We start from the raw sequence: 12,395 nt of genomic DNA, 5'->3' as shown, positions 1-12,395 counted from the left end.
GTCCGGCTTGTTCGCAATGCCGGATCCCATCCGCCATATCCGGCCTTTCGTATCGGCCGTCCTGCTCGCGCTGCTTAGTGCGATGCTGGGCGCTTGCAGCGGCGGCGATTTCGGCCGCACCCGCGCCGACATGCGCAGCGACGACATGCATCGCTGGCTGGGCGCGGAGGTCACCTCCAGCGTAGGCCTGAAGCCCTCGCAATTCCAGCTCACTGACGAGGAGCGTCAGCTTCGCGACCTCGCCTATCCCATGATCGAGCCGCCGCTGTCGCGCCCGGCATGGAAAAGCGTGTTCGGCGACTACAAGGCGCTGCCGTCGCCCTGGCGGCAGAAGATCGTGTTCGACCGCACCATGTACGGACGCACGTTGATCGACGAGCCGCACCGCTCGCATTCCTCGCGTTATGCGCAGCTGATCGAGGATGTCCGCAACGACATCACCCGCTTCGAGCCGTTCTTCGCCAGCGCGATCCGCGTCATCGATCTCGACAGGAAGCGCGATGCCAGCATGGCGCGCGTCTCCGCGCTCTCGCCGAGGGAGAGGGAGGACGCGGTCGCGCGCATGCAGGAGAACTCGCTGATCGTGCAGTGGGTGCAGCAATGCCTGGAGCAGCGCGTCTCGTCCTACCGCTGGGCGCTGGAGCGCCTGGTGATCCAGGCTCCTGACGGCATGGCCGCCGACGCCGATCGCCTGATCGGCGAGCTCGCCGCTCAGACTGCGAACCCGCCGGTCGCAGCCCAACCGCCTTACGGCCGTGCGGTGATCTCGAAGGGGTGACGGCGCAGTCCCGCTGCCCCTCGCGCGCGGCGATCATGCCCAGCGGCTGATCGGCGCGGTCGGTTCAGGCCCGCCCATCCCCGCGATCCCTGGGATCTCATGCCGGGGTGGCCGTCTGGCCTTTGTTGAGCCGTCCGGGAACCGCATTGATTGTGCTTGTCCTTCCTGGCCGTCTGGATAGGATTGGCCCGTTTTCTTCAAGTCATTTTATCCAAAGGCCTTCGAGATGAGCTTAGACGCCGCGCGTCCATTGAAGAGCCGTCTGAACGTCTCTCCACGCCAAATGCTGGCACTTGCCATTCTGCTTGGATCGACCGGCTCCGCAGCCGCGCTGACCAAGGACGCGGCGATCGAGAATTGCCGGATGAGCGTCGGCAAGCCGATCGTGCAGGCCTGCATGCGCGCCGGAGGAGGGCCGCCCAGCGGCGCCAATCTGGAGGCTTGCCGAGCCAAGGCCTCGCCTCAGGTCAAGGCCTGCGTGATGGCGGCGCTGAACGCCGCCAATGGCCGCGCCAATGTCGCCGTTGAGCTTCCGAAGGAAACGGCGCCAAAATTGGAGACGGGTGCCGCGCTCCCGAAGGATTTCGTCGCGCCGCCGCGCAGCATCGCCGACATCGCGGCGATCCTCGACGGCGACAAGCCCGACGAGAAGACGATCGCGGAATTGAAGTTGGACGCCGACGCGGTACCGACGGGGAAGGGGTCCCGTCAGGATAACGCCCAGTTCTATTTCGATCGCGCCAACGCGCGCGCGCAGCTCGGCCGGCTCGCCGAAGCGATGTCCGACGCCGACAAGGCCGTGGAAGTCGGGCGCGGCGCCGTCGGTCCGAGCTTGCTGGCGCGGATGTTGCAGCTTCAGTCGCTGCAGCACGCTCTTGCGGGGGACCCGAAGCGCGCGCTGGAGATCATGCAAAGGCTTCTGCGCGAAGCGGCCAGCATGCCCGGCGCCAAGGGATGGCAGTTCAACACCAACCGCGCGGTCGCGGCCGTTCTCATCCAGATGGGCGACGTCGCGCAGGCTGAAGCCTATCTGCGCCGTAGTCAGACCGCGATCCAGGAGGCCCGGACCAGCGGCCATCCCAATTGGCGAGCTGCTTATTCCAGGTTCGGTCAGAGCTGGGAAGGCGAACTGGAACTGGCTCGCGCCCTGATCTTCGAGGCGCGCGGACAGTTTGCCGACGCCGAGACCGCCTATCGCAATGCGGAGGTGCGCAAGCGCGCAAGCACGAAGGCGATCATGGAGTCGGACAACGCGCCGGCGGAAACACTTCTGCAGCAGGCGATCGACGGCACCGTGTTGAACCAGGCGCGCATGAAGGCGAAGCAGGGCCGGCTCGCCGAGGCCGAGGTGGACGCGCGCCGCGCGCTGCTCTCGCGCCTGAAGGATACCGGCAAGTACAATCCCGTCACGCCTCGTTTCGTGATGGGGCTGGCCGGTATTCTGGTCGACCAGGGCCGTTACGAGGAGGCGGAGAAGCTCGGCCGCGTCGCTCTCGAGATCAACAAGACCGTAGGTGTGCCGGAGGACTCGCAGGCGACGGTGCAATTGCTGTCGCAGCTCGCCGGCATCTTGACGCTGCGGCGTCGGAACGCCGAGGCGGGCGAGATGTTTGCGAGGATCGACAAGGCAGTCGTCGGTTGGGATCCGCAGCGCCGTCAGGTGTTCGAGCTCAATCCGTCCCGGATACTATCGCTTTATGGCTCCGGTCAGTTGGACGCAGGCATTGCCGCGGCCGAGCAGCTCGTGAAGAAGCTGATCGCCCGGGTCGGCGAGAATCATTTCGATGCCGCCTCGGCGCGGGGCACGCTTGCAGTCGGACTGATGCGCGCCCGCCGCGATGCCGAAGCCATCCGGGAGTTCAAGGCTGCCATCCCGGTCATGGTGGCGAGCGCCAGCGAAAACGCCGACGATGAGAACACGACCGTGGTGGCCGCGCGCAGCCAGCGGCTGCAGACCATCGTCGAGAGCTATCTGGTGCTGCTCGCCAGGGCCGAAGGGACCGGCAAGGAGGTCGGCGAAGAGACGTTTAGCCTCGCCGATTCCGTCCGCGGCCGCTCGGTGCAGCAGGCGCTGGCGGCTTCGAGTGCGCGTGCGGCGGCAAAGGATCCCGCGCTCGCCGAGCTCGTGCGCAAGGAGCAGGACCTGACCAAGCAGGTCAACGCCCAGCTCGGCACGCTGAACAACGTACTCGCGCTTCCTGCGGCGGAGCGCGACGAGAAGGGCGTTGCACAAATCCAGGCCTCGATCGCGACCCTGCGCAGTCAACGCGACAAGGCGCGACAGGAGATCAAGCAGAAATTCCCGATTTACGCCGATCTCGTCTCGCCCAAGGCGCCGAGCGTCGCCGAGATCCGGGCGACGCTGGCCGACCACGAAGCCATGCTGTCGTTCTATTTCGGCCAGAACGGCAGCTTCGTCTGGGCCGTGCCGAAATCCGGCCCGGTGGCGTTCGCGGCCGTCCAGGCGAAGATCGGCGACATCGAGACGAAAATCCGCAAGCTGCGCGAAGCGCTCGAGCCGCAGGCTACGATGATCTCCGACATTCCGCCCTTCGATCTCAAGCTCGGCCACGAGCTCTACGAGCTGTTGCTCAAGCCCGTCGAGAGCGGATGGAAGCCTGCCAGGAACTTGATCGTCGTGACCAACGGCGCGCTGGGCTTGTTGCCGTTGTCATTGTTGCCGACCGCACCGGCGGACGTCGCTGCCGACGAGGACCCGCTCTTCACCGGTTACCGCAACGTGCCGTGGCTTGCGCGAACCCATGCCGTGTCCACGGTGCCGTCGGCGGCCGCCTTGCGCACGTTGCGGCAGCTGCCGCCCGGCAAGCCGGGCCGCGGCGACCTCGTGGCCTTTGGCGATCCCTATTTCAACAGCGAGCAGCAGGCCGAGGCGGAAGGCGGAGGGGAGAAGATTCAGGTCGCCGATGCCGGCGGCAACATCACTCGCGGCGGCCCGCTGAAGCGGCGGAACAGCCCGAAGCTCGAAGGCGTCGACAGCGCCGAGCTCGGTCTCTTGCCCCGTCTGCCCGACACCGCCGACGAGTTGAAATCGATCGCGCTGGCCTTGCAGGCGGACCCCTCCAAGGTGCTATTCCTCGGCAAGAACGCCACCGAGAGCGCCGTGAAGACCATGAACCTCTCCGGCTTCAGGATCCTGGCCTTTGCGACTCACGGTTTGGTGCCGGGCGAACTGAACGGGCTGACACAGCCGGCGCTCGCTTTGTCCTCGCCGGCAGTGACGGGGCAGGGCGGCGATGGCCTCCTGACCATGGAGGAGATCCTCGGCCTCAAGCTCGATGCGGACTGGGTCATCCTGTCGGCCTGCAACACCGGCGCTGGCGCCGGAGCAGGCGCGGAGGCGGCTTCCGGGCTCGGCCGGGCGTTCTTCTATGCCGGAACGCGCGCGCTGCTTGTGACCAACTGGTCGGTGCATTCGCAATCGGCCCGGGAGCTGGTGACGGACCTTTTCAAGCGACAGGCCGACGATCCCAAGCTGTCGCGCAGCGAAGCGCTGCGTCAGGCGGCGATGGCCCTCGTTGATGGGCCCGGCTATCTCAACAGCGAAGGCAAAACCGAATTCGCCTATGCGCATCCGCTGTTCTGGGCACCTTACACCATCATCGGCGATGGCGGCTTGCGTTGACGAACAAAGGAAGGGGGGCAGGGAACATGAAGCGGACTATCTTGCTGGGCCTCGCGGCCGCGGGTTTGTTGTTCTCGGAACCGTCGCGCGCCACGCAGTTGATCACGGAAGAGGAAGCGAAGCTTCCGCCTCCGAAGGGAGCGGTCGCGGCGGACCGGCGCGGAATCTTGCGGGGACCCAAGGTCGAATTCGTCTCTCCCGGCGATTCCGTCAGTTCGCCGATGCGGCTGGTGCTGAAGTTCGAATCGTTCGGCGGCGCAAAGATCGATCCGGATTCGGTCAAGATGATCTTCCTCCGGACGCCGAATGTGGATCTGACCCCTCGGGTCAAACCCTTCGTGAAGTCCGACGGCATCAACATGCAGGACGCTGAGCTGCCGCCGGGCGAATATACCGTGCGCGTCGATATCAAGGACAGCGACGGCCGGTTGGGCACGACCGTCTTCACCCTGAAGGTCGCCCCCAAGTGACGTGCCCCTATTGCCGGTCCGGCACTGCTGAGGATGCGCTGGCTTGCTCATCCTGCGGCCGCGACATCGCCGCGCCCGCCACGCTGGTTGCGGAGCGCGACGATCTCCTCCGCAAGCGCGAGCAATTGCGTGACGAGCTGAAGCGAGCCCGAGACGAGATCGAGGCCTTCATGAGGCGGAGGCATTCGCGCTAGCGATGGAATGTCCGTTCTGCGCCGAGACGATCAAGGACGAAGCCATCGCGTGCAAGCATTGCTCGCGCGATCTGCGCGCGGTGCGGCCGATAATGCTCGAGATCGAAGAGATCGTCGCCGATCTGGACAGGCTCAGGCGCGATCTCGACCGCGTCAATGTCCGCCTCGAGCGCTACAACAACCCGCTGCGTTACTATGGAACGCATGCGGTGCTCTACGTCGCCATCCCATCCCTGCTGCTGGTGATCGCGCATGTGCTCGTGACCATCACCTTCAACGTCTCGCCGATCCCGCTCCGGATCGCATCGATCGCCATACCGCTCCTGTTCGGATTCCTGGCCTATCCTCTGCACCGGGTCTCCGCCCTGACGGCATTCGTGCTGGCGCTCCTGGAGGCGAGCGTCAGCATCCTCGCGATGTTGACGGTCACCGGGATCCACGATCATGTTCCGATCCTTCCGGAAGCCTGGATCGAATGGCGCGAAGTGTTCGAGTACGGTGCCAGCATCCTGCTCGCCTTCGTGTCCGGAAACATCTTGAGCGTGGTGATATTCCAGGTCTTGCCGCGCGTGCTGACCCAAGGCGGCAAGCCGAATGCGTTCGCGTTCCGGGTGGCGCGCCTGCTGGGGCAGCATGTTGGTGAGGAACAGCTGCGCCGCCGCGCCCGCCTGATCCAGGACCTCATGCAGACCGCGGGGCCGCTGGCGGGCGTCGCCGTGACGGGCATCGGCTCGATCTACGCCGGATTGAAGGGCTTCTTGGTCGGATAGCTCCGCGTTCAACGCGGGCGCCTGGTTCGGGCCGGGGCCGCCGGGGATAGATGCCGGCCTATCGCGTTTCGACGACCTCGCCGTCCTCCTTGACGAAACGGCCGACCGGACTGTCGAGCAGATCGATGACCGCCTCCGAGGGCCTGCACAATCGCGTGCCCTTTGGCGTCACCACGATCGGGCGGTTGATCAGGATGGGGTGGGCGAGCATCTGGTCGATCAGCTCGTCGTCGGTCCATTTGGGATCGTCCAGGCCGAGCTCCCAGTACGGCGTTCCCTTCTCACGCAGCAGCGCGTGGACCGGAATGCCCATCGTCGCGATCAACTCCTTGAGCTTCTCCCGCGAGGGCGGCGTCTTGAGATATTCGATGACGACGGGCTCAGTGCCGCTTTGCCGGATCATCGCCAGCGTGTTGCGCGAGGTGCCGCAGGCAGGATTGTGATAGATCGTGACGGTCATCGAGGTGTCTCCGTGACTGGCATCGCTGCCGCACCGCCGCCGGCAAACGAAGAGTTCATTGGCGGGCCTCGGCAGCCGTCTGGACTTTATCAGTCCCCGCTTCGTACCAGCCTCGCGTGGCCTTGACGATGCGGACGACGGACAGCATCACCGGCACCTCGACGAGGACGCCGACGACGGTCGCCAGCGCAGCGCCGGAGTCCAGGCCGAACAGGCTGATCGCGGCGGCGACCGCCAGCTCGAAGAAATTGCTCGCGCCGATGAGGGCAGCTGGAGCCGCGACGCACCAGGCCACGCCGAGCCGCCGGCTCAGCCAATAGGCCAGGCCCGCATTGAAATAGACTTGCACGAGAATCGGGACGGCGAGGATCGCGATGACGCCGGGCTGTCTGACGATCTGCTCTCCCTGGAAGCCGAAGAGCAGCACCAATGTGGCGAGGAGCGCGACCAGCGAGAGAGGCTGCAGCATCCGCATGACGCGGTTGAAGCTCTCGTCGCCGCCTCGCAGCAGCACCCTGCGCCATAGCTGAGCGACGATCACGGGAACAACGATGTAAAGCAGGACGGACAGAAGCAGTGTGCCCCAGGGCACGCTGATCGAGGCCACTCCGAGCAGCAATCCCACCAGCGGCGCGAACAGGAAAACCATGATCACGTCGTTGAGTGCGACCTGGCTCAGAGTGTAGTGGGGCTCTCCTTCGCACAAATTGGACCACACGAACACCATCGCAGTGCAGGGAGCAGCCGCAAGCAGGATCAAGCCGGCGATGTAGGACGGGATCTGGCCGGACGGCAGCCACGGCGCGAAGAGGTGACCGATGAAGAAGGAGCCCAGCAGCGCCATCGAGAACGGCTTGACGGCCCAGTTGATGAAGAGGGTGACGCCGACGCCGCGCCAATGCTCCCGGACCTGGCCCAGTGAGCCGAAGTCGATCTTCAACAACATCGGTACGATCATGAGCCAGATCAGCATCGCGACCGGCAGGTTGACCTTGGCGACCTCAGCGGCTGCAACCGCGCCGAAGAAGCCGGGCATGACGTGCCCCAGTGCGACGCCGACCACGATGCAAAGCGCGACCCACAAAGTGAGGTATCGTTCGAAGATGCTCATCGTCACGCCACGTCGCTCTTGCCGGACGTTGCTCCCTCGGAGCGGCCGATTTCCCGCAGCTTGGTCCCCAGCGAAAGGCGGTCGATGCCGCCGAGGGGCAGGTTCACGAACGCGCCAATACGGTTCTTCAAGTAGCGGAACGCCATCGAGAAGGCCGCAAGTCTTTCAATCTCGGTGCCTTCGACGGCCGCAGGATCTTCGATGCCCCAATGTGCAGTCGTCGGTTGACCCGGCCAGACGGGACATGCCTCTCCGGCTGCGTTGTCGCAGACGGTAAAGACGAAATCCATCACCGGCGCGTCGGGCGCGGCGAACTCGAGCCAGCTCTTCGAGCGCATCCCGTCGACCGGATAGTCCATGGACTGAAGCGTGCGCAGTGCCAGCGGATGCACGGCGCCTTTCGGCGTGCTCCCTGCGGAGAACGACCGAAAGCGCCCGGCGCCTTCCTTGCGAAGGATCGACTCAGCGAGGATCGAGCGCGCCGAATTTCCGGTACAGAGAAACAGCACATTGTAGATGCGGTCAGGCACGGACCTTATCCTTTCGCTTGGGAGCGCAGCATGATTGCAAAGTCTCGACGACAGGCTCGCAAACTTCCGGCCGTCCGCCGCAGCAATCCCGCAGCAGGAAAACCGCAATCTCGCGAAACTCGCCGAGGTTGGCGCGATAGATGATCGAGCGGCTGTGCCGCTCGGAAGACACGAGGCGCGCGCGGCTCAGAATCGACAGATGCGCCGAGAGCGTGTTCTGGGGGACTTCCAGCAGCCGCGCGAGGTCGCCGGCCGCAAGACCGTCAGGCTCGTGTCTGACCAGCGCCCTGAACGCCTCCAGACGGGTCGGTTGAGACAGCGCGGCGAGCGCCAGGACGGCTTCTTCTGTTTCCATATATCCAGATTTACGGAATTGTTGAGGCCGCGTCAACCTGAAATCCGGCTACCCCGTGACCCCAGTATTTCGAATATTCTAGAAATAACGTTTGACAACTGGTGTGGCACGGGTGCATCGTGGCGCCCATGAAGATCGATGACGCAGCAGCACGCTTGGAAGCCCTGGGGAATCGGACCCGGCTTCAGATCTACCGGGCGCTCGTGCGGGCCGGGCACGCCGGCATGCCGGTCGGCCGCCTGCAGGACAAGCTGAAGATCCCGGCGTCAACGCTGTCGCACCACATCAAGACCTTGGTCTCGGTCGGACTGGTCAGCCAGATCAGGGAATCGACGACCCTGATCTGCCACGCCAACTTCGACGCCATGCGGGGCCTGGTCGACTACCTGGTCGCGGAGTGCTGTGCCGACGAAGCCGGATGCAAGGATGCTCGGACGGCAGCCTGATTCATTTGGCTGCTTATTCTATAATTCTAGAATGATAGGAGAAGTCGAAATGAGCAAGACTGTAGCCATCATCGGGGCGGGGCCGGTCGGTCTCGCGGCCGCCGCGCATGTGCTCGAACGCGGCATGTCTCCTGTCGTGCTCGAGGCCGGCTCCGAAGCCGGGCATGCGGTACGTCAATGGCAGCACGTCCAGCTCTTCTCGCCCTGGGAATACAATGTCGACAAGGCGTCGACGCGCCTGCTCGCGCCGACGGGCTGGAATTCACCGGACCCGCAATCCTATCCGACCGGCGGCGAACTGATCGAGCGCTACCTCGCGCCGCTCGCGACGCAAACGCCGCTGCGCGAGACGATCCGGACGTCGAGCCGCGTCACGGCGATCAGCCGCGTCGGCTTCGACAAGGCGAAGACCAGGGGCCGCGAGCAGGCGCCTTTCGAGCTCCGTTATCAGAACGGCAAGGGCCCCGAGGTGCTGCGCGCCGATGCGGTCATCGACGTATCGGGCACGTGGTTCTCGCCCAATCCCGCCGGCAGCAACGGTCTGCCCGCGATCGGCGAAGGCGAGCGCGCCGATCGCATCGCCTACGGCATGCCGGATGTGCAAGGAGCTGCGCGCGCCAAATATGCCGGCAAGACCGTCGCCGTGCTTGGTGCCGGCCATTCCGCGGTGGGCACGTTGATCGATCTCGCGGAACTCGCCGAGGAGGTGCCCGGCACGCAGCCCGTCTGGCTGTTGCGCGGCGGTGATCCTGCAAAGGCCTTCGGGGGCGGCAGCAACGACAAGCTTGCCGCGCGCGGCGAGCTGGGCTCCGTCTTCGCCGCACTCGTGGCTGCCGGCAGGATCAAGGTCGAGACCGGGTTCGGCGTCACCCACCTTTCGGACGCCGAAGGACGCCTCAGGATCTCGGCAGGTGCATGCTGCGGTGCGCGGAGTGTGGTGGTGGATGAGCTGGTGGTGTCGACCGGTTTTCGTCCCGATCTCTCGTTCCTGTCCGAGCTGCGGCTTCGGCTCGACCCGGCGATCGACGCGCCCGTCGCCCTTGCGCCGCTCATCGATCCCAACGAGCATAGCTGCGGAACGGTGCGGCCGCACGGCGCGCGTGAGCTCGCACATGATGAACCCGGCTTCTATCTGGCAGGCATGAAATCCTACGGCCGGGCGCCGACCTTCCTGATGATGACCGGCTACGAGCAGGTCCGCTCGATCGTGGCCGAGATCGCAGGCGACAAGGAGGCTGCGGCACGAGTCGAGCTCGTGTTGCCCGAGACTGGTGTCTGCACACGTGGCGGCGTCGAGTCCGCCGGCGAGGCGGGCTGCTGCGGCGGTCCGGCCAAGGCCGATCCCTCGGCCTGCTGTGTTGCCGATGAATCCGCCAGAAAGGCAGGCGGCGCGGGATGCGGTTGCTCATGAGGCGAGGCACTGCGGGCCCGCTCGCGATCGTCGTCGCGCTCGGCACCGCGCAGACCATTGCGTGGGCGTCGAGCTACTACCTTCCCGCGATCCTGGCTGCGCCGATCGCGCGCGATCTCGGTCTCGCGCCGACTTACGTGTTCGGCGCGTTGTCGGGAGCGCTCGTCATCTCCGGCCTGCTCGGCCCGAGAGTCGGGCATGCCATCGATACGTTCGGAGGGCGCGGCCTGCTTGCCACCTCGAACCTCGTTCTCGCGGCAGGCCTGCTCCTGCTCTCCGTGGCCCATGGCGCGGCGGTGCTGATCGCAGCCTGGATATTGCTCGGGATCGGCATGGGCATGGGCCTCTATGAAGCGGCGTTCGCGACGCTTGCGCGCATCCATGGTGCCGATGCGCGACGAACGATCACCGGCATCACCCTGATCGCCGGTTTCGCCAGCACCCTCGGCTGGCCTCTCACGACGTGGCTCGCTTCGGAGTACGGCTGGCGCGCGGCCTGCCAGGCATGGGCGGTGATCCATATCGGGCTTGCGTTGCCGCTCAACCTTTCGCTGCCCCGTGCCGCTCCATTGGACCAGGAGTCCCGACCGGGCCCGGGCGCGAGCCAACATTCCGGCCGCCAGAGCGAAAGCTTCGCGATGCTGCTGCTGGCCTATATCTTTGCGGCGGCAAGCTTCGTCAGCTCCGGAGTCTCGGCCATTCTGCCGACCATGCTGGTTGCGTTCGGCGCCACGCCGGCACAGGCCTTGTTCGCGGGAGCATTGGTCGGACCTGCGCAAGTCGGCGCCCGCCTTCTGGAAGCGGGATGGCTCGGCCGGTTTCATCCGTTGCTATCGGCGCGGCTCGCCATGCTCATGAATCCGATCGGCGTGCTTGTGCTGGTCGCGGGAGGCCCTTTGCTCGCACCGGTCTTCACCGTGCTGTATGGCGCGGGCAACGGCATCATCACCATTGCCCGTGGCACGCTGCCACTGGCGCTGTTCGGGCCGGCGGGATTCGGCAGGCGGGTCGGCATGATCTCACTGCCGTCGAGGGCAACGGGCGCCTTCGCGCCGCTTGCGCTCGGACTGATGGTGGATCATTTCGGCAGCAGCGCACTCTGGATCAGCGCGCTGGCCTCGGCCTCGGCCTTGATCGCGCTTCTGCTCCTTCGTGCCGATCGGGCGACAGGATCGGAGCCTCCGGTCACGAATGCTTGACCCGGATCAAAGAATGCTTTCGGCAGCGGAATATGCTAGTAAGTGCATGTTGCAACTGGAAAAGCCAGCCAGGAGGTAAAGCAACCATCGATGCGGATCTTCCGTACCATCCTGGCATTTGCCATCGCCATATCGTTGGCGGTGCTGCCGGCTGGCGTGTCCGCTGCTGATCTCGCCATGTCGTCGGACGACATGCAGGCGGCCATGCAAATCGGCGGCGACGGCGAAATGTCGATGGACGATTGCTGTCCCGGCATGAAGGGAACGGGCTCCGACACCGGCGGCTACAAGTGCGGGATGGGCTTCTGCTGTGTCGGCAGCACCATCGCAATTGCGGATATCCGTCCCCTGGCTTTCGAATTCCTTGCCGTAGCGGCGGGGGAAACCGTCATTCCCGACGATCAGGTCGTCGCCTTCCGCGGCGGCAGTCCTCCCTTCCGGCCCCCTCGAATCTGATCTCGCCAATTCAACGACGCGTGCGGCACGGCTGCGCGCGTCGATGGCTGACGTGCGCGCTTCCTGCGTCACGGCGGAGGATCAATTCATGAGGACAGGACGATGCTTTTCAAATTCAGCGCTGCGGCTCTTGCCGCCACCCTTTCGCTCGCCGCTCCGGTCGCCATGGCAGGCGCAGGCGATTACGTGTTCGAGCCGGTCAGTCCCGAGATGAAGAAGGGCGACGACGTCACGCTCGCCATTCGCTTGACCAACAGGCAGACCGGCAAGCCGGTGTCAGACGCGGTCATCTTCGCGACTCGCGTGGACATGGCGCCGGACGGCATGGCCGACATGGAGTCGGCCGTCGCGCCGCTGCCGGCCAAGGAGCCGGGCGTCTACGCCTTCAAGACCGACCTGCCGATGGCCGGCCGCTACCAGGTGACGCTCTCGGCGAAGGTGCAGGGCGAGCCTGACACGGTCACCGGCAAGGTCATCGTCAAGGCGACGAAGTAAGCCTTTGGGCGCCGCCGGATGGCGCCCGAACCTCACTTTCACATTCATATGGACGCGCGCCCTGTGCGCGCGGAAAC

The 12,395-nt window shown here is 65.3% G+C and carries 14 protein-coding genes; 9 read left to right on the top strand and 5 right to left on the bottom strand.

The window, feature by feature from the left end; genetic code table 11:
- Window positions 1-16: 16 nt before the first annotated feature.
- The 3 genes from ACYCVF_RS27190 to ACYCVF_RS27180 all read left to right on the top strand — a co-directional run bounded on the left by ACYCVF_RS27190 (window position 17) and on the right by ACYCVF_RS27180 (window position 4,891).
- The gene (locus ACYCVF_RS27190; RefSeq protein WP_459601524.1) at window positions 17-778 is read left to right on the top strand and encodes a hypothetical protein; all 762 of its coding nucleotides are present in this window, start codon (window positions 17-19) and stop codon (window positions 776-778) included.
- Between the two features lie 226 nt (window positions 779-1,004).
- Window positions 1,005-4,421, top strand: coding sequence for a CHAT domain-containing protein (locus tag ACYCVF_RS27185; RefSeq protein ID WP_459601522.1), 3,417 nt, complete (start codon window positions 1,005-1,007; stop codon window positions 4,419-4,421).
- A 26-nt stretch (window positions 4,422-4,447) separates the two neighbouring features.
- Window positions 4,448-4,891: a hypothetical protein gene (locus ACYCVF_RS27180; RefSeq protein WP_459601520.1), complete on the top strand. Its 444-nt coding sequence runs from the start codon at window positions 4,448-4,450 to the stop codon at window positions 4,889-4,891.
- Between the two features lie 47 nt (window positions 4,892-4,938).
- On the opposite strand, the gene ACYCVF_RS27175 is transcribed toward ACYCVF_RS27180, so the two are convergent.
- Window positions 4,939-5,076 carry a hypothetical protein gene (locus ACYCVF_RS27175; protein ID WP_459601518.1) on the bottom strand — a complete coding sequence of 46 codons (138 nt, stop codon included), beginning with the start codon at window positions 5,074-5,076 and terminating at the stop codon, window positions 4,939-4,941.
- A gap of 11 nt (window positions 5,077-5,087) precedes the next feature.
- Here ACYCVF_RS27175 and ACYCVF_RS27170 point away from each other — a divergent pair, with 11 nt between their 5' ends.
- Window positions 5,088-5,855 (top strand): hypothetical protein, encoded by a 768-nt coding sequence (locus tag ACYCVF_RS27170; RefSeq protein WP_459601516.1) that lies wholly within the window; start codon window positions 5,088-5,090, stop codon window positions 5,853-5,855.
- Window positions 5,856-5,913: 58 nt separating this feature from the next.
- On the opposite strand, the gene arsC is transcribed toward ACYCVF_RS27170, so the two are convergent.
- Genes arsC through ACYCVF_RS27150 form a run of 4 tightly spaced genes read right to left on the bottom strand, consistent with a single transcriptional unit; the run spans window position 5,914 to window position 8,311 of the window.
- Window positions 5,914-6,315 carry an arsenate reductase (glutaredoxin) gene (gene arsC, locus ACYCVF_RS27165; protein ID WP_459601514.1) on the bottom strand — a complete coding sequence of 134 codons (402 nt, stop codon included), beginning with the start codon at window positions 6,313-6,315 and terminating at the stop codon, window positions 5,914-5,916.
- A 55-nt stretch (window positions 6,316-6,370) separates the two neighbouring features.
- Window positions 6,371-7,426: an ACR3 family arsenite efflux transporter gene (gene arsB, locus ACYCVF_RS27160; protein ID WP_459601512.1), complete on the bottom strand. Its 1,056-nt coding sequence runs from the start codon at window positions 7,424-7,426 to the stop codon at window positions 6,371-6,373.
- 2 nt (window positions 7,427-7,428) lie between these two features.
- A complete protein-coding gene (locus tag ACYCVF_RS27155) occupies window positions 7,429-7,956 on the bottom strand; it encodes an arsenate reductase ArsC (RefSeq protein ID WP_459601510.1) in 528 nt (175 codons plus the stop codon).
- Window positions 7,949-8,311, bottom strand: a complete 363-nt coding sequence (locus tag ACYCVF_RS27150) for an ArsR/SmtB family transcription factor (protein ID WP_459601508.1) — start codon at window positions 8,309-8,311, stop codon at window positions 7,949-7,951. The genes ACYCVF_RS27155 and ACYCVF_RS27150 overlap by 8 nt, the downstream gene beginning before the upstream one ends.
- Window positions 8,312-8,439: 128 nt before the next feature.
- Here ACYCVF_RS27150 and ACYCVF_RS27145 point away from each other — a divergent pair, with 128 nt between their 5' ends.
- The 5 genes from ACYCVF_RS27145 (at window position 8,440) to ACYCVF_RS27125 (ending at window position 12,318) form a co-directional block, all read left to right on the top strand.
- Window positions 8,440-8,757, top strand: a complete 318-nt coding sequence (locus tag ACYCVF_RS27145; protein ID WP_459601506.1) for an ArsR/SmtB family transcription factor — start codon at window positions 8,440-8,442, stop codon at window positions 8,755-8,757.
- 49 nt (window positions 8,758-8,806) lie between these two features.
- Window positions 8,807-10,168, top strand: coding sequence for an NAD(P)-binding domain-containing protein (locus tag ACYCVF_RS27140; protein WP_459601504.1), 1,362 nt, complete (start codon window positions 8,807-8,809; stop codon window positions 10,166-10,168).
- Window positions 10,165-11,367, top strand: coding sequence for an MFS transporter (locus ACYCVF_RS27135; RefSeq protein ID WP_459601502.1), 1,203 nt, complete (start codon window positions 10,165-10,167; stop codon window positions 11,365-11,367). Before ACYCVF_RS27140 ends, ACYCVF_RS27135 begins: the two co-directional genes overlap by 4 nt.
- 90 nt (window positions 11,368-11,457) lie before the next feature.
- Complete coding sequence (locus tag ACYCVF_RS27130) at window positions 11,458-11,823, top strand: hypothetical protein (RefSeq protein WP_459601500.1); 366 nt, start codon at window positions 11,458-11,460, stop codon at window positions 11,821-11,823.
- A 102-nt stretch (window positions 11,824-11,925) separates the two neighbouring features.
- The gene (locus ACYCVF_RS27125; RefSeq protein ID WP_459601498.1) at window positions 11,926-12,318 is read left to right on the top strand and encodes a FixH family protein; all 393 of its coding nucleotides are present in this window, start codon (window positions 11,926-11,928) and stop codon (window positions 12,316-12,318) included.
- Window positions 12,319-12,395: the final 77 nt, after the last annotated feature.

The sequence above is a fragment of the Bradyrhizobium cedriense genome (assembly GCF_054602315.1).
The sequence above is the reverse complement of the archived record's forward strand: the minus strand, read 5'-3'. Positions and strand labels throughout refer to the sequence as shown.

What these genes read in the sequence shown, in the direction of transcription:
- ACYCVF_RS27170 (WP_459601516.1), top strand. Translation starts at nt 5,088, where the DNA reads ATGGAATGTCCGTTCTGCGCCGAGACGATCAAGGACGAAGCCATCGCG.
- ACYCVF_RS27180 (WP_459601520.1), top strand. Translation starts at nt 4,448, where the DNA reads ATGAAGCGGACTATCTTGCTGGGCCTCGCGGCCGCGGGTTTGTTGTTC.
- ACYCVF_RS27145 (WP_459601506.1), top strand. Translation starts at nt 8,440, where the DNA reads ATGAAGATCGATGACGCAGCAGCACGCTTGGAAGCCCTGGGGAATCGG.
- ACYCVF_RS27175 (WP_459601518.1), bottom strand. Translation starts at nt 5,076, where the DNA reads ATGCCTCCGCCTCATGAAGGCCTCGATCTCGTCTCGGGCTCGCTTCAG.
- ACYCVF_RS27140 (WP_459601504.1), top strand. Translation starts at nt 8,807, where the DNA reads ATGAGCAAGACTGTAGCCATCATCGGGGCGGGGCCGGTCGGTCTCGCG.
- arsB (WP_459601512.1), bottom strand. Translation starts at nt 7,426, where the DNA reads ATGAGCATCTTCGAACGATACCTCACTTTGTGGGTCGCGCTTTGCATC.
- ACYCVF_RS27125 (WP_459601498.1), top strand. Translation starts at nt 11,926, where the DNA reads ATGCTTTTCAAATTCAGCGCTGCGGCTCTTGCCGCCACCCTTTCGCTC.
- ACYCVF_RS27135 (WP_459601502.1), top strand. Translation starts at nt 10,165, where the DNA reads ATGAGGCGAGGCACTGCGGGCCCGCTCGCGATCGTCGTCGCGCTCGGC.
- ACYCVF_RS27190 (WP_459601524.1), top strand. Translation starts at nt 17, where the DNA reads ATGCCGGATCCCATCCGCCATATCCGGCCTTTCGTATCGGCCGTCCTG.
- ACYCVF_RS27185 (WP_459601522.1), top strand. Translation starts at nt 1,005, where the DNA reads ATGAGCTTAGACGCCGCGCGTCCATTGAAGAGCCGTCTGAACGTCTCT.
- ACYCVF_RS27130 (WP_459601500.1), top strand. Translation starts at nt 11,458, where the DNA reads ATGCGGATCTTCCGTACCATCCTGGCATTTGCCATCGCCATATCGTTG.
- arsC (WP_459601514.1), bottom strand. Translation starts at nt 6,315, where the DNA reads ATGACCGTCACGATCTATCACAATCCTGCCTGCGGCACCTCGCGCAAC.
- ACYCVF_RS27150 (WP_459601508.1), bottom strand. Translation starts at nt 8,311, where the DNA reads ATGGAAACAGAAGAAGCCGTCCTGGCGCTCGCCGCGCTGTCTCAACCG.